This window comes from Aeromonas lacus, assembly GCF_000764665.1.
Classification (GTDB): domain Bacteria; phylum Pseudomonadota; class Gammaproteobacteria; order Enterobacterales; family Aeromonadaceae; genus Aeromonas; species Aeromonas lacus.
In genome coordinates, this window is sequence record NZ_JRGM01000179.1 from 1 (window position 1) to 21,691 (window position 21,691).

Here is a 21,691-nt window from a genome sequence, read left to right on the forward strand (position 1 = left end):
TGGATATACTATACAGATTTTTAAACAAAATAAGCATGACTTTCTTCAAGCCAATAAAATGTAGTAAGAAATAAAAACGCCCCCCATCTTACGATGGAGGGCGTTTTATTTTCCGGCTATTGGGTCAGAGCGACCCAATTGTCAGCTATTACAGGGACTCTGCGGTCGCAACCACGTTTTCCACGGTAAAGCCGAATTCCTTGAACAGCAGCTCGGCCGGTGCAGACTCACCGAAGGTGGTCATACCGATGATCTTGCCGCCGAAACCAACGTACTTGTACCAGTAGTCGGCGATGCCGGCTTCGATGGCCACACGCTTGGTGACGGAGGACGGCAGGACGGACTCCTTGTACTCGGCAGACTGGGCGTCGAACACGTCGGTAGACGGCAGAGAGACCACGCGCACGGCACGGCCCTTGGCAGTCAGCTGCTCATAGGCGGCAACGGCCAGTTCCACTTCGGAACCGGTGGCGATCAGGATCAGCTCCGGAGTACCGGCACAATTCTTCAGCACGTAGCCACCCTTGGCGGTGTCGGCCAGCTGCTGGGCAGTACGGTCCATCTGGGCCAGGTTCTGACGAGAGAAGATCAGAGAGGTCGGGCCGTCGGTACGCTCGATGGCGTGTTTCCAGGCGATGGCAGATTCAACCTGGTCACACGGACGCCAGGTGCTCATGTTCGGAGTCAGACGCAGGGAGGCGATCTGCTCAACCGGCTGGTGAGTCGGGCCATCTTCACCCAGACCGATGGAGTCGTGGGTGTAAACGAAGATGGAACGCTGCTTCATCAGGGCGGCCATACGCAGGGCGTTACGGGCATACTCCATGAACATCAGGAAGGTAGCGCCGTAGGGGATGAAACCACCGTGCAGGGCGATACCGTTCATGATGGCGGACATGCCGAACTCGCGTACACCGTAGTGGATGTAGTTGCCGGAGGCATCGTCGTTGGTCAGGGACTTGGAACCGGACCACATGGTCAGGTTGGACGGAGCCAGGTCAGCGGAGCCGCCCATGAATTCCGGCAGCAACTTGCCGAACGCTTCCAGTGCGTTTTGGGACGCTTTACGGGTTGCGATCTTGGCCGGGTTGGCTTGCAGGGTTTCGATGATCTTGGCGGATTCAGCAGCCCAGTTGGCCGGCAGTTCGCCAGCGGTGCGGCGCTTGAATTCGGCAGCCAGAGTCGGGTGAGCGGCTTCATAGGCAGCGAATTTGGCAGCCCAGTCGGCTTCCAGTTTGGCGCCCTTCTCCTGACCGTTCCACTCGGCAGCGATGTCGGCCGGGATAACAAACGGTGCGTGATCCCACTTCAGGAACGCGCGAGCCGCGGCGATCTCGTCGTTGCCCAGCGGTGAGCCGTGGCAGTCGTGAGAACCGGATTTGTTCGGAGAACCGTAACCGATGATGGTGCGGCAGCAGATCAGGGTCGGCTTGCCGGTCTCGGCCTTGGCGGCTTCGATGGCAGCGTTGATCGCTTCCGGGTTATGGCCGTCAACAGCCGGGATAACGTGCCAGCCGTAGGCTTCGAAACGCTTGACGGTGTCGTCGGTGAACCAGCCTTCTACGTGACCGTCGATGGAGATGCCGTTGTCATCCCAGAACGCGATCAGTTTGCCCAGTTGCAGGGTACCGGCCAGAGAGCAAGCCTCGTGGGAGATACCTTCCATCAGGCAGCCGTCGCCCATGAAGGCGTAGGTGTAGTGGTCAACGATGTCGTGACCCGGCTGGTTGAACTGGTCAGCCATGGCCTTCTCGGCGATCGCCATACCCACGGCGTTGGTGATGCCCTGACCCAGCGGGCCAGTGGTGGTTTCAACGCCCGGCGCGTAACCGTACTCCGGGTGACCCGGGGTGCGAGAGTGCAGCTGGCGGAAGTTTTTCAGATCGTCGATGGAGAGGTCATAACCGGAGAGGTGCAGCAGGGAGTACAGCAGCATGGAGCCGTGGCCGTTGGAGAGGATGAAACGGTCGCGGTCGGCCCACTTGGGGTTGTTCGGGTTATGTCTGAGGTGGCTGCGCCACAATACTTCGGCGATATCCGCCATTCCCATGGGGGCGCCCGGGTGACCGGAGTTGGCTTTTTGAACGGCATCCATACTCAATGCACGAACGGCATTGGCAAGCTCTTTACGAGAAGGCATCTGTATCTCCTGCGATTGCTTCATTTGATGGCCAAGATTAAGGCGCGTTATTGTCCCAGCAGGGCGCGCGGCGTGCAAATATTATCTGGACGAATAAAGTGGCTTTGGGAGGACAATCGCTTTTCTTGGCGACGTTTGACCAAACAGAACAACAGCAAACGTTTGATTTTCATCCCCTTGGGGATAGTAAGGAGCCAATAGTGGCCTTCTTGCGACACCGCGACAAAATAGTGCTGGCAATCGGGGGGGGCGCTAACTAAAATAGACGTCCAGATGTAGATACCTCTACACCATCCTATTCATCCGGTTATTGCCGTGGCGATAACCCAGACAAGCTGAGACTCTTATCATGGCAAAGCTGTTTACTTCCGAGTCGGTCTCCGAAGGCCATCCCGACAAGATTGCGGACCAGATCTCCGATGCGGTGCTGGACGCCATCCTCAAGCAAGATACCAAGGCACGCGTTGCCTGCGAGACCCTGGTCAAGACCGGTATGGTCATGGTGGCCGGTGAAGTAACCACCTCTGCTTGGGTTGATATCGAAGAGATCGTGCGTGATACCGTACGTGAAATCGGCTACACCCACTCCGACATGGGCTTCGATGCCGACTCCTGCGCCGTGCTGAACGCCATCGGCAAGCAGTCCCCGGACATCAACCAGGGCGTTGACCGCAGCGATCCGCTGGAGCAGGGCGCTGGCGACCAGGGCCTGATGTTCGGCTACGCCACCAACGAAACCGACGTGCTGATGCCGGCCCCCATCACCTACTCTCACCTGCTGGTGAAGCGTCAGGCTGAAGTGCGCAAGAACGGCACCCTGCCGTGGCTGCGTCCGGATGCCAAGAGCCAGCTGACCTTCGCCTACGACGACGCAGGCAAGATCATCGGTGTGGATGCCGTGGTGCTGTCTACCCAGCACGCTGAATCCATCAGCCACAAAGATCTGGTTGAAGCGGTACGCGAAGAGATCATCAAGCCGGTGCTGCCGGCCGAGTGGGTCAACAAGGACACCAAATACTTCATCAACCCGACCGGTCGTTTCGTTATCGGCGGCCCGATGGGTGACTGCGGTCTGACCGGTCGCAAGATCATCGTCGACACCTACGGCGGCATGGCCCGTCACGGTGGTGGCGCCTTCTCCGGCAAGGATCCTTCCAAGGTTGACCGTTCTGCTGCCTACGCCGCCCGCTACGTTGCCAAAAACATCGTTGCCGCCGGTCTGGCCGATCGCTGTGAAATCCAGATCTCCTACGCCATCGGCGTGGCCGAGCCGACCTCCATCAGCGTTGAAACCTTCGGTACCGCCAAAGTCGCCGAAGATCTGCTGGTCAAACTGGTACGGGAGCACTTCGAACTGCGCCCGTATGGCCTGATCCAGATGCTGGATCTGAAGCGCCCGATCTACCAGGCCACTGCTGCCTACGGTCACTTCGGTCGCAACGAGTTCCCGTGGGAGCAGACCGACAAGGCCGAGCTGCTGCGCTCTGCCGCTGGCCTGTAAGGTTCACGGTTGTGATAAAAGGGGAGCCTGGCTCCCCTTTTGCTTATCCGCCATTTGACGAGAACTCGATGTCTGCCACCGCTACCCGCCTCGATCCCGCCCTGCATCAACAGCTGCTCGCGCGCGTCGACGCCTGCTTTGCACAGGCCGAAGCGCGCCTTGGCCGCACCTTCCCCCGCCCGCAAGTCCATTGCAACATGCGCGGTCGGGCGGCAGGCTCGGCGCGGCTGCAAACCTGGGAGCTGCGCTTCAATCCCGCCCTCTGTCAGGCCAACCAGCAGGCATTTCTGGCCGAGGTGGTGCCCCACGAAGTGGCCCATCTGCTGGTCTATGCCCTTTGGGGTGAACATAGCGGGGAAGGACGCGGCAGATCGCGGGTGCTGCCCCACGGCCGCCAGTGGCAATCGGTGATGCGGGAGGTGTTCGGCCTCGAGCCCAGAACCACCCACAGCTTCGATCTGGCAGTTCTGGCCCAGCGCACCGTGCCCTATCGCTGCCTCTGCCAGCAGCATCAGCTGTCGGTACGCCGCCACAACAAGGTGGTGCGCGGCGAAGCCCGCTATCACTGCCGCCGCTGCAAGCAGCCGCTGGAACGGGAACGGCCGGAGCCCGAACAGTAAGCCAGCCGGTGTCGCGCTCTTGTGGTAGGGTGCCCGCCATCGTTCGTCAATCATCCCGTTTGCAAGGAATCCCATGCGTTTCATCTCCTCCCTCGCCCTGACCCTGCTGGCCGGTTTGCCGCTGCTCAGCGCCCCCCTGCACGCCCAGACCTTTCGCGAAGCCAAGCAGGATCTTGTGAAGCTCTACCGCAGCCAGCCCAATGCCACCACCTTCTACTGCGGCTGCGACATCAACTATCAGGGCAAGAAAATGAGCCCGGATCTCGCCAGCTGCGGTTACGAGCCGCGCAAGCAGCCCAAACGCGCCGCCCGCATCGAGTGGGAGCACGTGGTACCCGCCTGGGAGTTCGGCCATCAGCTGCAGTGCTGGCAGGATGGCGGTCGCAAGAATTGCGAGAAGGTGAGTCCGGAGTTCAACAAGATGGAGGGGGACATGCACAACCTCTTCCCCGCCATCGGAGAAGTGAACGGCGATCGCGCCAACTACCGCTTCTCTGACTGGAACGGCAAGCCGGATCAGTACGGCCAGTGCCAGATGCTGGTGGATTTCAAGGATCGTCGGGTGCAGCCGCCCAAGGGGCCGGTGCGCGGCCAGATCGCCCGCGCCTACCTCTACATGAGCGAGCAGTATGGGCTGCGTCTGGCTGCGCAACAGCGTAAACTGTTCGAAGCTTGGGATCGCCAATACCCGGCAGAGGGCTGGGAGTGCGAGCGCAACCGCCGCATCGGCACGCTGCAGGGCAATACCAATCCCTTTATTGAAAAGCAGTGCCAATAACCCCATTTGACCAGAGAGGGGATCGCCCCCTCTTATCATGAAGCCCTTCCCTACTGCCGCGTGAGCCTTGCTCACCGCCTCGCAGCAGGATATGAAGGGTTTCCAAGCAAGAGATTGACAAGCAGCCATGCGCATTCCACGTATCTATGAACCGGCCACCCTGCAAGTTGGCCAGACCATCGCCCTGTCGGAAGACGGCGCCAACCATATCGGCCGGGTACTGCGCATGCAGCCGGGCCAGCAGCTCGAGCTGTTCAACGGCGATGGCAATCAATATCCCGCCACCATCGCCAGCGTCGGCAAAAAGTCGGTGGAAGTGACCATCGACAGCTGCGATACCCAATCGGTGGAGTCACCGCTGGCCATCCACCTCGGTCAGGTGATCAGCCGTGGCGACAAGATGGACTTCACCATCCAGAAATCGGTAGAGCTGGGCGTCACCTGCATCACCCCGCTCTTCTCCGAGCGCTGCGGCGTCAAGCTGCCGGCCGATCGGCTGGAGAAGAAGCGCGAGCAGTGGCAGAAGGTGGTGATCAGCGCCTGCGAACAGTGCGGCCGCAACGTGGTGCCCATCGTTCGCATGCCGATGGAGCTGGATGCCTGGCTGGCGGAAGAGACCAAGGAGCTCAAACTCAACCTGCACCCGCGCGCCGAGTACAGCATCAACACCCTACCCGTTCCCGAGCACGGCGTGCGCCTGCTGATTGGCCCGGAAGGGGGATTGTCGAGCGACGAGATCGCCCGTACCGTGCAGGAAGATTTCAAAGAGATGCTGCTGGGGCCGCGGGTGCTGCGCACCGAAACCGCCGCCCTGACTGCGATAACTGCGCTGCAGTGCCGCTTTGGCGATCTCGCTTGATACTATCGGCTGCATCGATGCAGCCTCAAGCGGCCGATTACGCTGCGCTAATCGACCCTACAACCCTATCGAGCCATTAAGAAGGAACAGCGGATGACCATTAAACTCGGCATCGTGATGGACCCCATCTCGGCCATCAATATCAAGAAAGATTCCAGCTTTGCCATGCTCGAAGAGGCGCAAAAGCGCGGCTATGAGCTGTTCTATCTGGAGATGAAGGATCTCTACATGGAAGCTGGTCGCGCCTTTGGCACCATGCGCCCGCTCACCGTCAAATATGACTATGCCGACTGGTACACGCTGGGCGAGGTGGTCGATCAGCCCCTCTCCAACCTCGATGTGATCCTGATGCGCAAGGATCCGCCGTTCGACACCGAATTTATCTACGCCACCTACATGCTGGAGCGGGCCGAGGATGAGGGTTGCCTTATCGTCAACAAGCCGCAGAGCCTGCGCGATGCCAACGAGAAGCTCTACACCGCCTGGTTTGCCGAGCATACCCCGACCACGCTGGTGACCCGCCGCGCCGACAAGCTGCGCGCCTTCCACGCCCAGCACAAAGACGTGATCCTCAAGCCGCTGGACGGCATGGGCGGCGCTTCCATCTTCCGCATGAAGGAAGATGACGCCAACGTCGGCGTTATCATCGAAACCCTGACCGCCCATGGCAGCCAGTACTGCATGGCGCAGACCTATCTGCCCGCCATCAAGGATGGCGACAAGCGGGTGCTGGTGGTGGACGGTGAACCGGTTCCCTACTGCCTCGCCCGCATTCCGGCGCAGGGCGAGACCCGTGGCAATCTGGCGGCCGGTGGCCGCGGCGAAGCGCGTCCCCTGAGCGAAGCCGACTGGGCTATCGCCCGTGCAGTGGGCCCGACGTTGAAAGAGAAGGGGCTTATCTTCGTCGGCCTCGACATCATCGGCGACCGCCTGACCGAGATTAACGTCACCAGCCCGACCTGCATTCGCGAGATTGAAGCGGCCTTCGACGTGCACATTACCGGCATGCTGATGGATGCCATCGAGCGCCGGCTGGCCAAGGCCTGAGCCAGCCACAGTTAAATTGCTGCTCGCTGTAGCGAGCGAGTGTTAATGCAAAGAGGCGGCCCCGGGGCCGCCTCTTCTATTTCATGCCTTGCTCATTGGTATGAAGGCTTAACAGCGGAACTGCCCCACCTTCAGCTTGAGATCGCTCGATAGCTGCTCCAGCTCGTGACAACTCTGGTTCATCTCGGAGGCGGCCGCCGTCGACTCGGTCGCTATCTGGGCGATATTGACCACGTTGCGGGTGATATCCTCAGCCACCTTGCTCTGCTCCTCGGCGGCGGTGGCGATATGGGTATTGAGTTCGTTGATCATCTCCACCGAGGTGACAATCTCGCCGAGCGCCTTGCCACAGGCAAGCACGGTACGGTTGGACTCCTCGACCTGCTCCAGCCCGTGCATCATGCTGTTGGCAGCCTCGCTCGCCCCCTGCTGCAGCTTGATAATGGTCTTGCCAATCTCTTCGGTCGAGCGCTGGGTACGTTGGGAAAGCGTGCGCACCTCATCCGCCACCACCGCAAAACCGCGCCCCTGATCCCCTGCCCGCGCCGCTTCGATGGCGGCGTTGAGCGCCAGCAGGTTGGTCTGCTCGGCAATGCCGCGAATGGCATCCATCACGCTGCTGATATCGCGGCTGTCATCGGCCAGCTGGGTGATCATCGCCGCCGTGGTCTGGATATGGGAAGAGAGGGAGGACATGTGCTGGATGGCATCTTCAACCACCTGATGACCGTGACGGGCACTCTGGTCGGCCACCCTGGCCGCATCGGCCGCCCCGGACGAGCTGTTGGCCACCTCGGCCACGGTCGCGCTCATCTGGTTCATGGCCGTCGCGCTCTGATCGGTCTCGGCTTGCTGCTGGGCAAAGCGCTGGCGGCTCTCGACCCCAATATGGGCAAGACGGGCCGACTCTCTGGCCAGATGCTCGGCCATCTCGTTGATCTGGTTCAGCAGGTTGCGAAAATGGCGGATCACGTCGTTAAGGGAATTGGCCAGCGACCCCATCTCGTCCTTGCGCAGCACAGGTGCCTGCTGGCTCAAATCAAGATCGGTCTGCATACCACGCAGCACCTGACTCATGGCCGCCAGCGGCTGGCTCACGCTGCGACCGGTCCACATGCCGAAGAAGAGCACGCAACCGCCCCCGATCAGAAACAGCAGGAGAAAGAGCTGGAAGAGGCGATCCTTGAGCTGGGTCAGCTCGGTCATGCTCTGTTCGGCAGCGGTCAGCTGATACTGCACCAGACCGCTGACCGTATCACTGAGGGGATCGATCGCGCCATAGAGGGGCATGATCCGGGCGCCAAGGTGAGCACGTACCTCATCCGGCCCGCCATCAAGCACCTGCAACACGGCGGCAATCTGCTGATCGGCCGCAGCGAAGAGCATCTGAACCCGATCCGCCTCCTGCGTCTCCCCCTGATCCATCGCCATGTTGCGGTAGTGCTGCCAACTATCTGCCACATCACGCTGGGCCTGAGTGATGGCCGCCTTTGCCTTGTCCGGGGTAAAGCCCCCCACATTGGCCTTGTTGGTCGCATCAATGACGTTGACGGCGTAGAGATCGGCAATGTGCTTGAGCTCCTTCAGTTGCACCACCTCCCCCTGATACATGGCGTTCATGCCCGCCATCAGCTGGGACATCGCCTGAGTTGCCCCCACCAGCAAGGCCAACAGTGCCAGCAGAGGCACCACGCACCCCAGGATCAACTTCTGTCTGATTGAAATCCCTTCCATGGTTTTCTCCCTACCCGGATAAATGGCGGGCCTGCGCGCCTTCGATAAAAAGCGGTTTTGCCTACAGAGTCGAGCTGCCATAATTGCCGCAAATACCTTTGCAATATCTGGCCCATATGCAAACACTGCAAAATCACTTTCTTCTTGCCATGCCAAGCCTCTCGGACCCCTACTTCGAGCGTTCGCTGGTCTACTTGTGCGAACACAACGAAGAGGGCGCCATGGGGCTGGTCGTCAACATCCCGGTCGACATGTCCGTTGAGGCCATGCTGACCCAGCTCAAGCTCACGCCCCCGACCGTTGCGGAACTCAAGCAGCCGGTGGTTCAAGGGGGGCCGGTGCACGCCGATCGTGGCTTTGTACTGCACAGCTTCCGCCCCGGTTTCGGCTCTACCCTGCAGGTTGGGGACGAAATGATGGTGACTACTTCAAAGGATATACTGGAAACCCTGGGTACGAGTGAGGCTCCCGATCACTGGCTGGTGGCGCTTGGCTACGCTGGCTGGAGTGCCGGACAGCTGGAACAGGAGCTGGTTGATGGCGCCTGGCTGGTGATCCCGCCCAATCCTGACCTTATCTTCAAAACCCCCATCCACAAGCGTTGGCAGCAAGCGGCCGCCAGCATAGGGGTTAACCCGATCCACTTATCCAGCGACGTCGGCCACAGCTGAGCCGCTGGCGAACCCCGTTTTATTTCGAGGATTTTTTCATGTCATCACGCAGCATCATGGGCTTTGACTACGGCACCAAGAGCATTGGCGTTGCCATCGGCCAGGAGCTGACCGGCACTGCCCGCCCCTTGCGCGCCCTCAAAGCCAATGACGGCATCCCCAATTGGGACGAAATCGAGAAGCTGCTCAAGGAGTGGCAACCGGACTTGCTCATTGTCGGCCTGCCCCTGAACATGGATGGCACCGATCAGGAGATCACAGTTCGTGCCCGCAAGTTCGGCAACCGCCTGCACGGCCGCTTCGGCAAACCGGTCGAGTTCAAGGATGAGCGACTCACCACCACGGACGCCCGCGCCCGCCTCTTCGAACAGGGTGGATATCGAGCTCTGGAGAAGGGCAGCGTGGACGGCGTATCGGCGCAGCTGATCGTCGAAGCCTGGATGGAAGAGCAGTACAACTAAGCCATAAACAACAAGGCAGGGGCTGTGCCCCTGCCTTGTTTGCATCTATCTCCCCGTCACGCCTGTGACTGCGGCGCCAGCAACCCCTCTTCCTCCTGTGGTGTGGCATTCATCATCCGGTTCAGCCAGGGCACCATCAGGCCCATCACCACGGCGATAATCAGGGTCGCTATCCCGATCTTGCCAAACACGCCAGTATAGATGGGCAAGGTCAGCAGCGGATCCGTTACCCCTTGCGGTACGGCGGTGAAGGTGGCGACATAACCCCCAAGCAGCGATGCCATCGCCTGGGTCAGGAACCACATCCCGAGGATAAAGCCCATCAGGCGTTGCGGCACCAGCGCGGCCACCATGGCCAGCCCCAGCGCACTGATCATCAGCTCGCCGATGCTCTGGAACAGGTAAATAAGCACCATAAACCAGGGGGAGGTGAGCCCCTGCTCATCGGCAAACCACCAGCCGGAAGCAGCGGCGGTCAGGAAACCGAGCGAGCAGAAGAACATCCCGAGGGTAAATTTGAGCGGCATGGTGAGATCCCGCCCCTTGCAGCCCATCCGGGTATAGATCACCGCCAGCACCGGGCTACCCACCACCACCCAGAAGGGGTTGAGCGCCTGGAAGCTGACCGGGTTGACGCTCATGCCCAGCATCTCGTGATGCATGTTGTTGATGGCAAAGAAGTTCAGTGAAGTCGGCATCTGGGCGTACAGCACATAGAAGAGCACCGCCTCCAGCATCAGCACGAAGGCCACATACATCTTGTTGCGACCCACGGTGTCGAGCTTGAACGCCTCGCGAAAGAAAAAGATCACCACGGCAATCGTCACCGTCATCAGCACCATGTTGGCGATCACCACGTGGTGCATCAACCAGGCACAGAAGAAGACCATGACCACCGAGCCAGCCAATACCATCAGCAACTTACCGTAGTTGAGGGGCAGATGATCAGGCTCTGAGCCGATATCTTTCACCATATTGCGGCAGGCAAAGAAGGTGAGCAGCGCAATAATCAGTCCCACCCCGCACAGGTTATAAGTCACTGTATAGCCATAGTGATCGGCAATCACCGGTGCCAGCGAGAGGGAAATAAGGGAACCGATATTGATCGACATATAGAACAGGGTAAAGGCACCATCCAGCCGCGGATCCTTCGGGGCATAACATTTGGAGAGCAGACTGGCCGGGTTGGCCTTGAACAGGCAGTTGCCGACCGCGATGGTACCGAGCGCATAGAAAATCAGGTCAGGATTGTAGATCGACATGCCGGTCATGAAATAGCCGATAACCAGTACAACCGCCCCCAGCACCATGGTGCGCTTGGTACCGAGAATATGGTCGCCGACATAACCACCGATCGAGATAAGGCCATACACCAGCGCCGAGAAGGCGCCGAAGGTGATAAACGACTGCTCCTGGGAAAAACCCAGTTGCTGTACAAAGAAAACTGCCAGGATCCCCTGCACGCCGTAATAACCGAAGCGCTCCCAGAGTTCGACAAAAAATATCATGAAGAAGGGTTTGGGCTGTTGTAACAACCCGGTCGGTGCTGTTGCTGGACGCATAGTAACCTGCCTTGATAGCTGCTTATTGTTATTAATCTGATGGCGGTGAGCCCATGGGATGAAATACCTGCCAAGCCACCCGAACTGCGACCTTGCCCTGTGCCGGCAAGCCGCCGCTCGATATCTGGCAACAGATGTTTCATTCGTCATCTTCAAGGTGATGAGTGGGGCAAGAAGCGACACTGATGCACCGCAAAGGGGCTAGCAGAAATAAGGGGGGTATGCCCCGTTATTTCAAGGTTAGGCATGTTATGTCACTGGTAATCAACTGACTTAATGGTTGATCACACTTTAAAATCCAACTTTCATGATGTTTTCTAATGAAACAGGATTACAATTTCTCTTGCGAAGAGTGTCACTCGAGACGTGATTTATCTTCAATTCTGTGTATTAAACGACAGCAAATGGCTCTCTTCGCTGCTCTCGCAGACTCAGGACAACTGGCAGGTACAAAAAAGCCGGCGCAGATCCGCCGGCTGAATTCAGGTAGCCCCTTGGGCTGGCGCTCGCTGATAGAGCCGCCTTATCTCGTTGCGCAGCCACATTACCTTGGCATCCTGATTGTGCCGCTTGTGCCAGAGCAGGATAAAAGCGATCTCCAACTGCTGATAGAGCTTCTCCGGTAGCGGCAACGGCATGGCGATCAAGTTGTCATGGTGTCTGGCCGCATAGCCACCGCAATAGGAGGGGGCTACCGCGATCAGCTCGTGACTTGACTGGGCGGCAATGTGCAACGCCTGTTCAAAGCTGGAGACCATGATGGGCACCTGCCGCTGCAACCCCTCCTCATCCAGCAAGTTGTCGAGTGCCCAAGTATCGTTAGCCTCCCACACCATGCTGACCTGGGGACATGCCAAAAAGTTCTCCAACGACCACTTCTGCTGGAGCAGGGGGTGATCCTTGCGCAAGAAAGCGACTGGCCGATCGCTGAACAGCACTTCGTGATCGATGTAATAGGGCAGCCGGTTGACCTTGGCCCGGGAGCGGGAATAGGTCTCCCGGGCACAGAAACCGAGATCGGCATCGCCGTTGACGATGTCGTTGAGGGAGTGATGATCCCAACCCAGCATTCTGACCACAGAGTTGGGGTACTTTTCGTAGATGGTCATCGGCAGATCGCTCAGGAAGCTGATGTAGAAGGGGGATTCCATCACCAGACTGAAGCGGGCGCCATCAGGGATCGCCTCGCTATTGAGCGAGGTGATGCTGTCGGTCAGCTGATACCAAACCTTCAGCTCCTCTTCCAGCGTCAGGGAAAGATTGGTCGGCTGCAGCCCCTGCCGTACCCGGACAAAGAGGGGATCGTCAAACCACTCCCGCAGCTTGGCGAGGGACTTGCTCACCGCCGACGGGGTGACACAGAGCTTTTTCGCCGCCCCAGCCACACTGCGCGCCTGCATCAGATACTTGAAGACAATCAGCAGGTTCAGATCGAGCTCAACCAGCGTACGCATATCCCTCCTCATTCCCGTTTATCCCCGCGATTGCGCTTCGCGAACAGCAAACCATGGTACCAGCCCTTTCACCCCTAGGTAACTGAGCAACGTCAGCAGCAGGGAGCAGAAGAGCATAGCCAGCGGGGAAAAGCCCAACTGCCCCATCAGCCAAATATAGAGACCGGACAGGCTGATCTGCATGACGCAGAGCACCGCGCTGGCGAAGGCCACATTATGCTGACAGCCATCCAGCGCTTTTCCCATGGCCACCCCGAACCCGCAGGAGAAGCCGACACAGACCAGTGCAAAACCGGCCAGCAGCAGCGCGACATCATTGCCCCGCAACCAGCAGCCCAGCAGAAGGCATGCCGCCAGCAGGTAGGCAAGATGGGAGAGCGCCAGCACTCTCTGCTTGCCCAGCCAGCGCAGCAGCAGTGGCGTCAGAAAGGAGGTCGACATGCTCACCCCCGCCATCACCATCATGACGACGGAGTACTGCTCGGGTGAAAAACCATACTCCTGCATCAGGATCAGGGGAGAGACACTGACGTAGACCAGAATGGCGGTCACGCTGGTGCTGGTCAGCAGAGAAATCAGCATAAAGCGCGGGGAGCGCAACAAGGCAACAGGCAAGCCACTAGCACCGCCCAGCCTGTTTTCCGGCCGGGTCTCCTTGAGCCGCAGGAAGTTGATCAGACCGGTCAATGCCGCCACCAGTGCCATCGTGACGAAGATCCCCTGCCATTGAAAACGGGAGAGGATGAGGTAGCCCAACACCGGCGCCAGCACCGGAATGACGCAGATAACCCCGTTGATCATGGAGAGGGCCATCGCCAGCCGCTCTTCGCTCAGCACATCCCGCAACACGGTAAAAGTCATGATATAGAGCGCCCCCGCCCCGACCCCCTGCCAGAATCGCCCCAGATAAAACTGGGTGACATCGGCTGAATGGGCCGCCACCAGCGAGGCGGCAAGAAAGATGATGGCGCCACCCAATACCACGGGGCGACGGCCATAACGATCGGCAATCATGCCTCCCAACAGGACTGTCGCTGCCATGCCGAAGAGATAGATGGAGAAAGCGGTGTGGATCTGAGCCTCGTTCGCCTGCAGGCTCTCGGCAATCCGGGGGACGGCGACCAGATAGAGATCGATGCCGACCGGATAGAGGATGATCATCAGAAAGGCGCACAGCAGAAAAGTTCTCATGGAGGCTCCGTAACAAAAATCTGGCCCCTGTTCTGCCAAAAGTGCGGCAAACAGCAGGCAAGCGGGTGACTATGCGGAGCACTATAGGGGGGGGCTACCACCACACCTAGTGAAGAGATGGCGATCGATACATTCCAAAATGGAAATATTGTTTCTACCGGTGTGCGATTAAGGCAACTGGATGGACAAGCCGCCAGGCAGAAGAACACCGTGAGCTGAGTAAAAATAAACGCAATAAAAGTGCGCCGGGCAATCCCGGTGCACTTGCTTTCAGTAAAACGCTACGCCCGTGATTAGTCGGCCAGCTTGCTCAGAATGGCGTAGGCCGCCTTGACCCGGACATCGTTGGGATAGTTGCGGTTGGCCAGCATGACGATGCCAATACCCTTGGCCGGGACAAAGGCGACATAGGCGCCAAAGCCGTTGGTCGATCCCGTCTTGTTGTAGAGTCGCTGTTCCCCCATATCTTTGGGCGCGGCAAAGCGTTCCACCGGATTGGCCTTGTAGCTCACCGCCGGCGAGTTCCCCGCCAGCAGCACCTGTTCGGTCACCGGATAGGCATAACTCTCCCAGCCCAGCCCCTGAGTCATCTCTCCTACCGAGAAGAAACCGGTATGAGTCATGGCAATGGCCTGCTGCATGGCGGCATCACCCCGCTTGGTCATGTTGGCCTCGACAAACTTGATGAAATCCGCCGAGCTGGTCTTGATGCCATAGGCCTCGTCCGCCAGCACTCCCGGATTGACCCGGATCGGTTTCTCCTCTTTGGCATAGCCGTAGGCGTAATCGCCCATGGCTGCCGCAGGCACCTTGAGGTAGGTGTGGGCAAGGCCGAGCCCCGGCAACAGAGTCTGGCTCATCAGTTGCTCGAAGGGTTGGCCCAGAGAGCTCGCAGCCAGATAGCCGAACAGACCTATGCTGGGGTTGGAGTACTCCCGTTGGGTACCGGCGGCAAAGAGCGGCGTCCACTGGCGGTAGTAGACTTGCATCTTCTCTGCCGAGTCTACCGCATCGGGGAACTGCAGTGGCAAGCCCCCTGCACTGTAGGTGGCAAGATCGGCCATTGTCACACCATCAAAGGCAGACCCTTTCAGCCAGGCTGCGTGCTGGCTCACCTTGTCATCCAGCTTGAAGCCCCCCTTGACCACGGCGTAGGCACCGAGGGTCGCGGTCAAAGTCTTGCTGACCGAGCCGATTTCAAACAGGGTCTGCTCGCTGACGCGCTGACCGCTCTCGCGGTTGGCAACGCCGTAGTTGAAGTAGTGGGCCTTGCCATCTTTCAGTACGGCGACCGCCATCCCCGGGATCCGGTACTCCTTGAGCACGGGTTGAATGGCGCCATCCACGATGGCGGTAAGAGGAGCATCCTGCTCGGCAGAAGCGAATGAAGAGATCAGCAGGGAACCCAGCGCCAACCGCGAAAGAGTTGTTGGTTGTTTCATGACATCTGTCTTTTGATGAGTTGAGAAGTGCATCATAAGGAAGCTTGGTGAGCTGAGCGTGAACAACCGTGAAGTCGGTGTGAAGTCATTGAAAAAACGGGCCATTTCAATGGTTTTACGGCGTACTGAGCCCGCCCTGAGTGACTGGCGTATAAGCTGTAGGTGCCAAAAGAGAGAAGCAAGATACGGACAAGCCGAAAGCGGGAGGAATAGTGAAATCACAGGAACAGATCACGGCGGTGCTGACAGCGCTGGAACAGGTGATTCTGGGTAAACCACTGCAGCTCAAGGTTGCACTGGTAACCCTGCTGGCCCGTGGCCACCTGCTGATCGAGGATCTGCCCGGCATGGGCAAGACCACTCTGGCTCAGGCGCTGGCGCAGGTATTGGGACTGAGCTGCCGCCGGATGCAGTTTACCGCCGATCTGCTACCCGCCGATTTGCTGGGCCTGCAGATCTTTGATCCCCGCCAGCAGCACTTCACCTTTCACCCCGGCCCCATCTTCACCCAGGTACTGCTGGCCGACGAGATCAACCGCGCCAGCCCCAAGGTGCAGAGTGCGCTGCTGGAGGCGATGGCCGAACAGAAGGTGAGCATCGAGGGCCACACTCACCCGCTGCCAACCCCCTTCTTCGTCATCGCCACCCAGAACCCGGCCGATCAGGCGGGCACCTATCCCCTGCCCGAATCCCAGCTCGACCGGTTTGCCGTACGGCTTTCACTCGGTTTCCCTCCTCACGAGGCGGAGCGCCGACTGCTGCGCGGCCAGCAGCAGAGCCAGCCCCTCCCCTGCCTGCTGGACGCAAATATCCTGGCCCTGTTGCAAGCCGAAGCCGAGGCCATTCACCTCTCGGATGCCACCCTCGACTACCTGCTGGCACTGGTACAGCAGAGCCGTTTTGATGGCGAGCTGCCGCAGCCCCTCTCCCCCAGAGCGGCCCAAACCCTGCTGGCGGTGAGCCGGGCCTGGGCGCTGGCGGCGGGACGACGCTTCGTCACGGTGGAAGATGTGCAGGCGGTCTTTCCCTATGTGGCGGAGCACCGGTTGCGGGGCAGTTTTGGCGTGCAGCACGGCGAAGCCTGCCCCCTGAGCCAGCGGCTGCTGGCCAGCGTCGATCCGGATCGGCCATGACTGGCTGGCGCCAGCTAAGGGATCGCTGGCAGTTGCGCTGGCTTGATCGCCGCATCCCTCCGGCGCGCCAGATCACGCTGGGGCCGCGCAGCCTGTTCATCCTGCCCACCCGCATGGGGTTGCTCTATCTGCTGGTACTGCTCGCCATCTACCTGCTCGGCACCAACTACCAGAACAATCTGGTGCTGCTGGTTGCCTACTGCCTCGGCAGCCTGTTTATGACGGCCATGTGGCTCACCCATCGCAACCTGCTGGGTCTGGCCTTGATGGGAGGGCCCACCGCCACCGGCGAGGCGGGCAGCCAGCTCCCCATCAGAATACGGGTACAAAGCCCGCGCCCGATCTACGGCGTTCAGTTCACCCTGGGCGATAGCCCGCTCTGGCATGCCGAGATAGGCTCCACGCCCCTCGACCTGCTGTTGCCGGTAACGGGTCGGCGCCGCGGTCGCCTCCCCCTTGGCCGGCTTAAAGTCGAGAGCCGCTATCCCCTCGGCCTCTTTCGCTGCTGGTCGCTGCCGGATCTGCAACTGGAGGGATGGGTCTACCCCAAGGCTGTCTATGGCCCGCTGCGGGAGGGTGAGAGCACCACAGCCGACGAGCAGCAGAGGGATATGTTGCCCGCCGCCATCGGCGATTTTGATACTCTGCGGGCCCACCAACAGGGCGAAGCCATGAGCCGGATCGCCTGGAAGCAACTGGCACAGGGGCGCGGCCTGCTGAGCAAGCAGTTCTGTGAACCGCATCAGGCTGGCCGCCATCTCAGTCTGTCGCGGGTAGCAGGTGGCGATCTGGAACAGCGGCTGGCGGTACTAGCCTGGTGGTGCTGCGACTATGGCAAACAGGGGATCCCCTTCTCCCTGACGCTAGCCCGGGAGACGCTGGGGCCTGATAGCTGCCCCGCATTTGTGCAGCGCTGCCTGCTGGCACTGGCACAACTGGATAACCCGGCAGACGAGGGCAGAACGGATGTTGCTCGATAACCGGCGTCTGCTGCCCCTTATCGCCCTGCAACAGCTGCTGCTCATTGCCGCACTCTGGCCCCAGCTACAGCTCTGGGTCATGGCAGTGGGCGCCATCACCCTGTTTACCCGCGCCATGATGCTGTGGCGGGGCTGGCGTCCTCCACCAGCACGAGTGCTGGCGATACTGGCCATCGGTTGTGTGCTGATGCTCCTGCTGCAGTGGCGAGGATTGGGCACCCTGCCTGCGCTGGTCAACCTGCTCTGGCTCGGCTACAGCCTCAAGGTCATCGAGGTTAGGCGCGATCGGGATGTCGAACAGGTGCTGCTGCTCGCCTTCTTTCTGATTGCGCTGGCACTGGTGCAGCGTCAGAGCATCGGCTGGGCGCTGTTGCTGGCGCTCTCGCTCTGGCTGGCGGTCACTGCACTGGTCAATGCCGCGGTCCCACAACAAAAGCACCCATGGCGCAGCGCAGGCGGCGCACTGCTGCTCGCCCTTCCCCTGCTGCTGGCCCTCTTTATCGTGCTGCCAAAGTTGCCACCGCTCTGGCAGATGCCGACTGCCAACCGCGCCCTGACGGGCCTCTCGGAAGAGGTGGCCCCCGGCGACATCAGCGAGCTGGTCAGCTCCTCCGAGCTGGTGTTTCGCGTCACCTTTGCCGATGGCCCGCCGCCGGCGCACGAGCGTTACTTTCCGGTCATGCGGCAGGAGTATTTTGACGGACGGCGCTGGCAATTGAGCGCTGAGGTGAAAAGATGGCAGCAAACCATCCCACTGCTTGGCGTGGCATCCACGCTATCAGATAGCCCGCTGCCCGCAGGGAGCTATGAAGTGCTCGCCGAGCCGCAGCGCCATCGCTGGGCCTTCGCCATGACGGCTCCACGCGTGGTGGAGGGGCCGGTACAAGCCACTCCGATCGCTACCCTCTACCGACAGGGGAGCAACGAGCTGGCCATCCGCTATCGGGTCAGCACAGCAACTCTCCCCGACGCAACAGAGCGTGAACGGCAGCGCAACCTCCAGCTACCTGTCGAGGGCAATCCACAGGCGCGGGCCTATGCCCGGGAGCTTGCCACCCGTTATCCCGAACCGAGCGCGCTGGTCGGCGCCCTGATGACCCTATTTCGCAGCCAACCTTACACCTATACCCTGACACCGCCGCGGCTTGGCCCGGATGGGGTGGACGATTTTCTGTTCGATACCCGGCGGGGATTTTGCGGCCACTACGCCATGGCGACTGCCTTTGTGCTGCGCGCAGCCGGTATTCCGGCACGACTGGTGACCGGCTATCTCGGCGGCGAGTGGAATCCGCAGGGCAGCTATCTGGCGGTCCGCCAGTTCGATGCCCATGCCTGGGTGGAGTATCTCGACCGGCAGCATCATTGGCAGCGCCTCGACCCGACCGCTGCCGTCGCGCCGGAGCGGATAGAAGGTAATATGGCGCAGGCGCTCGGCGAGCAGTTTGCCACCGCCGATCCCCTCTCTTTGCAGCGCTATCGCAGCTGGGCCCTGCTCAACCAGTTGCGTTGGTGGGGCAACAATCTCGACTACCAGTGGAGTCGCTGGGTATTGGGGCACGATGCCAGCCAGCTCTGGCAACAGGTTGCACTGCGCTGGCCATCGCTGGCCGGGCAGACCCCCTGGCTTATCCTGCTCAGTTTGCTACTGGTCGCTCTGATGGTCAGCCTGCCGCTCCTCTGGCCTACCCGCGAACCCGCAACCCTGCGGATCTGGCAACCACTGCTGCACCGGGGAAAAGCGGTCGGCTGCACAGTGCAAGCGGGCGAGACGCTGGGCCAGTGGTGTGAACGACTGGCAACGCTGCGCCCTGATCTATCCCGCCCCTTGCTGCAGGCGGCCTGGATCTACCGGCGCTGGCGTTACGGGCCGCTCACCGCCCATCAGCAGAAACGCTGCCAGCGACAGCTGAAACGGCGAGTGCGCCAGATTTGCCAGAGCTGGGATCGCCAGCCATAAGCGCATCACACAAGGCATAAAAAGAGAGGGGAGCCACCGGCTCCCCTCTCTTTCACATCATGCAACACGGATTACTTTTTGACGGGATTATCCCAAATACCCTCTTCCAGCTGGGAGCGGATCTCGGGGTACTTGTTGGCATCAAAGGTGGGCACTTTGCCCAGCCTGAGCTGGTCGTTGTAATCCTTCGCCAGCTTGATGGCGACGCCGGAGAGCAGCAGGATCGCCACCAGGTTGACGATGGCCATCAGCCCCATGGAGACATCCGCCATCGCCCAGACGGTCGGCAGCTCTCCTACCGAGCCGAACATCACCATCCCCAGCACAAACATCCGGAACAGCATCAGGCCGCCCTTGTGGTTGTGCTCGAGGAACACCAGGTTGGTCTCGGCATAGGAGTAGTTCGCCACAATGGAGGTGAAGGCGAAGAAGAAGATGGCCGCCGCGATGAAGATATTGCCGCCATGACCAATCTGGGAGGAGAGCGCCCGCTGGGTCAGCTCCACACCGGTCACACCGGAGCCCGGCTCAAACTGGCCTGACATCAGGATGATGGCCGCGGTACAGGTGCAGATGATGATTGTGTCCATAAAGACCCCCAGCATCTGCACATAGCCTTGGGAGGCCGGGTGCGGCGGATAGGGAGTAGCGGTGGCCGCTGCGTTGGGAGCCGAGCCCATGCCCGCCTCGTTAGAGAAGAGACCGCGCTTGATGCCGTTGATCATCGCCTGGGAGATGGCATAGCCGAGCGCTCCCGAACCCGCCTGTTCAATGCCGAAGGCGGATTTGAAGATCAGCATCATCACGTGGGGCAGCTCGCTGATATTCATGGCCACGATGACCAGCGCCAGCAGGATGTAGGCCAGCGCCATGAAGGGCACCACCAGCTCGGCAAAACGGGCGATGCCGCGAATGCCGCCGAAGATGATGAGGCCGGAGAGCAGCACCAGCGCCAGTCCACTGACCCAGTCAGGAATACCGAAGGCAACCTTCATCGCCAGACTGATGGAGTTGGCCTGCACCGCGTTGAACACCAGACCAAACGCCAGAATGAGGCAGAGCGAAAAGAGCACCCCCATCCAGCGCATGCCAAGCCCCTTCTCCATGTAGTAGGCAGGGCCGCCACGGTAGTTGCCATCCTCATCCTTGACCTTGTAGAGCTGGGCCAGAGTGCTTTCAACGAAGGCGGTCGACATGCCGATAAAGGCGATCAGCCACATCCAGAAGATGGCGCCGGGGCCACCCAGATAGATGGCAACGGCCACACCGGCCAGATTGCCGGTGCCGACCCGGGCTGCAAGGCTGGTGCAGAGTGCCTGGAAGGAGGAGATGCCGGCGTTGTCCGATTTACGGCTGTTTTTCAGCACGGAGAACATGTGGCCGAAGTGGCGGATCTGGATAAAACCCAGGCGGAAGGTGAAGAAGATACCGACCCCGATGAGCAGGTAGATGAGCACGGCTCCCCACATCAGGTCGTTTAGCATCGCAATCAAGGTGTCCATAATTCTCTCGTTGTTATTCACATCCATGGCCAGTGCAAATCTGCGTACACAGGCCGCTTTCTGTCTGTTGTTTAATTATCGTGTCGCTAAAGGGGCGGAATCTAGCACAGCGGAAGAACCCGGAATAGTGATCCCGATCACTCTGGACACAAAAAACGAACGGAAAACGCCACTAAAGCTCCATTTAAATCGCAAACTTTCAACAAATCCAATAATTTAATCAGACAAACGCGAATATAGCTCCATAGGAGTATTTTTCTGTCGGCCTATTTCTCTCCGTCAGAAACAGGCAAACGCTTGCATGAAACGGCTTTCAAGAGGGGATATTTCGCAAAACGTTTTCGCTGTAAGAAAATTTCAAGTATGCAACTCAATAATTTATGTGATCGGCCACGCAAATATGAATATTGGCTAAAAAAAATAGCTTGGCCGCAAACCGGAAACACTCTGCCGAAAACATAAAAAAACCTTATAAATCAGTATGTTTTTCACATTAAAACGGAATATCTCAACAGCCTGAATATTTAACAGCCAAGTGCCCCTATTGCAGGAAGCACCACATAAGTATTAATTAGGCAGGCAATGACGATGGGTCATACCCATCGCGCTTTTTTGAGCCTGAGGCATCAAGATCCTGTAATTTTATTTCAGAACCACCG

Annotated in this window: 17 protein-coding genes; 10 read left to right on the top strand and 7 right to left on the bottom strand. The window is 59.5% G+C overall.

Features of this window, described 5'->3' with window-relative positions; translation table 11 throughout:
• Positions 1-148 precede the first annotated feature (148 nt).
• A complete protein-coding gene (gene tkt / locus LG31_RS0119490) occupies positions 149-2,140 on the bottom strand; it encodes a transketolase (RefSeq protein ID WP_033116066.1) in 1,992 nt (663 codons plus the stop codon).
• Between the two features lie 349 nt (positions 2,141-2,489).
• On the opposite strand from tkt, the gene metK reads away from it, so the two are divergent.
• The 5 genes from metK (at position 2,490) to gshB (ending at position 6,945) form a co-directional block, all read left to right on the top strand.
• Positions 2,490-3,641: a methionine adenosyltransferase gene (gene metK, locus LG31_RS0119500; protein ID WP_033116068.1), complete on the top strand. Its 1,152-nt coding sequence runs from the start codon at positions 2,490-2,492 to the stop codon at positions 3,639-3,641.
• 68 nt (positions 3,642-3,709) lie between these two features.
• Complete coding sequence (locus LG31_RS0119505) at positions 3,710-4,261, top strand: SprT family zinc-dependent metalloprotease (protein ID WP_033116069.1); 552 nt, start codon at positions 3,710-3,712, stop codon at positions 4,259-4,261.
• Positions 4,262-4,334: 73 nt separating this feature from the next.
• Complete coding sequence (locus tag LG31_RS0119510; protein WP_033116070.1) at positions 4,335-5,039, top strand: endonuclease; 705 nt, start codon at positions 4,335-4,337, stop codon at positions 5,037-5,039.
• A 127-nt stretch (positions 5,040-5,166) separates the two neighbouring features.
• The gene (rsmE, locus tag LG31_RS0119515; protein WP_033116071.1) at positions 5,167-5,898 is read left to right on the top strand and encodes a 16S rRNA (uracil(1498)-N(3))-methyltransferase; all 732 of its coding nucleotides are present in this window, start codon (positions 5,167-5,169) and stop codon (positions 5,896-5,898) included.
• A 93-nt stretch (positions 5,899-5,991) separates the two neighbouring features.
• Positions 5,992-6,945, top strand: coding sequence for a glutathione synthase (gene gshB, locus LG31_RS0119520; protein WP_033116072.1), 954 nt, complete (start codon positions 5,992-5,994; stop codon positions 6,943-6,945).
• Positions 6,946-7,053: 108 nt separating this feature from the next.
• Here the strand turns inward: gshB and LG31_RS0119525 are convergent, their stop codons facing one another.
• Positions 7,054-8,679 (bottom strand): methyl-accepting chemotaxis protein, encoded by a 1,626-nt coding sequence (locus tag LG31_RS0119525; protein WP_033116073.1) that lies wholly within the window; start codon positions 8,677-8,679, stop codon positions 7,054-7,056.
• A 116-nt stretch (positions 8,680-8,795) separates the two neighbouring features.
• Here LG31_RS0119525 and LG31_RS0119530 point away from each other — a divergent pair, with 116 nt between their 5' ends.
• Together LG31_RS0119530 and ruvX are read left to right on the top strand one after the other, a co-directional pair.
• On the top strand, positions 8,796-9,350 hold the full coding sequence (locus tag LG31_RS0119530) for a YqgE/AlgH family protein (RefSeq protein ID WP_033116102.1): 555 nt from the start codon (positions 8,796-8,798) through the stop codon (positions 9,348-9,350).
• A gap of 38 nt (positions 9,351-9,388) precedes the next feature.
• Positions 9,389-9,811 (top strand): Holliday junction resolvase RuvX, encoded by a 423-nt coding sequence (gene ruvX / locus LG31_RS0119535; RefSeq protein ID WP_033116074.1) that lies wholly within the window; start codon positions 9,389-9,391, stop codon positions 9,809-9,811.
• Positions 9,812-9,867: 56 nt separating this feature from the next.
• Here ruvX and dtpB read toward each other — a convergent pair whose 3' ends face one another.
• From dtpB to ampC, 4 genes are all read right to left on the bottom strand, one after another.
• Positions 9,868-11,373, bottom strand: coding sequence for a dipeptide/tripeptide permease DtpB (gene dtpB / locus LG31_RS0119540; RefSeq protein WP_033116075.1), 1,506 nt, complete (start codon positions 11,371-11,373; stop codon positions 9,868-9,870).
• A 482-nt stretch (positions 11,374-11,855) separates the two neighbouring features.
• Complete coding sequence (yidZ, locus tag LG31_RS0119545; RefSeq protein ID WP_033116076.1) at positions 11,856-12,827, bottom strand: HTH-type transcriptional regulator YidZ; 972 nt, start codon at positions 12,825-12,827, stop codon at positions 11,856-11,858.
• 18 nt (positions 12,828-12,845) lie between these two features.
• Positions 12,846-14,018 carry an MdtL family multidrug efflux MFS transporter gene (locus tag LG31_RS0119550; RefSeq protein WP_033116077.1) on the bottom strand — a complete coding sequence of 391 codons (1,173 nt, stop codon included), beginning with the start codon at positions 14,016-14,018 and terminating at the stop codon, positions 12,846-12,848.
• A 293-nt stretch (positions 14,019-14,311) separates the two neighbouring features.
• Positions 14,312-15,460 (bottom strand): FOX/MOX family class C beta-lactamase, encoded by a 1,149-nt coding sequence (gene ampC, locus LG31_RS0119555; protein ID WP_033116078.1) that lies wholly within the window; start codon positions 15,458-15,460, stop codon positions 14,312-14,314.
• A 212-nt stretch (positions 15,461-15,672) separates the two neighbouring features.
• On the opposite strand from ampC, the gene LG31_RS0119560 reads away from it, so the two are divergent.
• Genes LG31_RS0119560 through LG31_RS0119570 form a run of 3 tightly spaced genes read left to right on the top strand, consistent with a single transcriptional unit; the run spans position 15,673 to position 19,530 of the window.
• On the top strand, positions 15,673-16,593 hold the full coding sequence (locus LG31_RS0119560; RefSeq protein WP_033116079.1) for an AAA family ATPase: 921 nt from the start codon (positions 15,673-15,675) through the stop codon (positions 16,591-16,593).
• Positions 16,590-17,573 carry a DUF58 domain-containing protein gene (locus LG31_RS0119565; protein WP_033116080.1) on the top strand — a complete coding sequence of 328 codons (984 nt, stop codon included), beginning with the start codon at positions 16,590-16,592 and terminating at the stop codon, positions 17,571-17,573. The genes LG31_RS0119560 and LG31_RS0119565 overlap by 4 nt, the downstream gene beginning before the upstream one ends.
• On the top strand, positions 17,560-19,530 hold the full coding sequence (locus tag LG31_RS0119570; RefSeq protein ID WP_033116081.1) for a transglutaminase TgpA family protein: 1,971 nt from the start codon (positions 17,560-17,562) through the stop codon (positions 19,528-19,530). The genes LG31_RS0119565 and LG31_RS0119570 overlap by 14 nt, the downstream gene beginning before the upstream one ends.
• Before the next feature lie 71 nt (positions 19,531-19,601).
• Here the strand turns inward: LG31_RS0119570 and LG31_RS0119575 are convergent, their stop codons facing one another.
• The gene (locus LG31_RS0119575; protein WP_033116082.1) at positions 19,602-21,032 is read right to left on the bottom strand and encodes an alanine/glycine:cation symporter family protein; all 1,431 of its coding nucleotides are present in this window, start codon (positions 21,030-21,032) and stop codon (positions 19,602-19,604) included.
• Between the last annotated feature and the right edge of the window lie 659 nt (positions 21,033-21,691).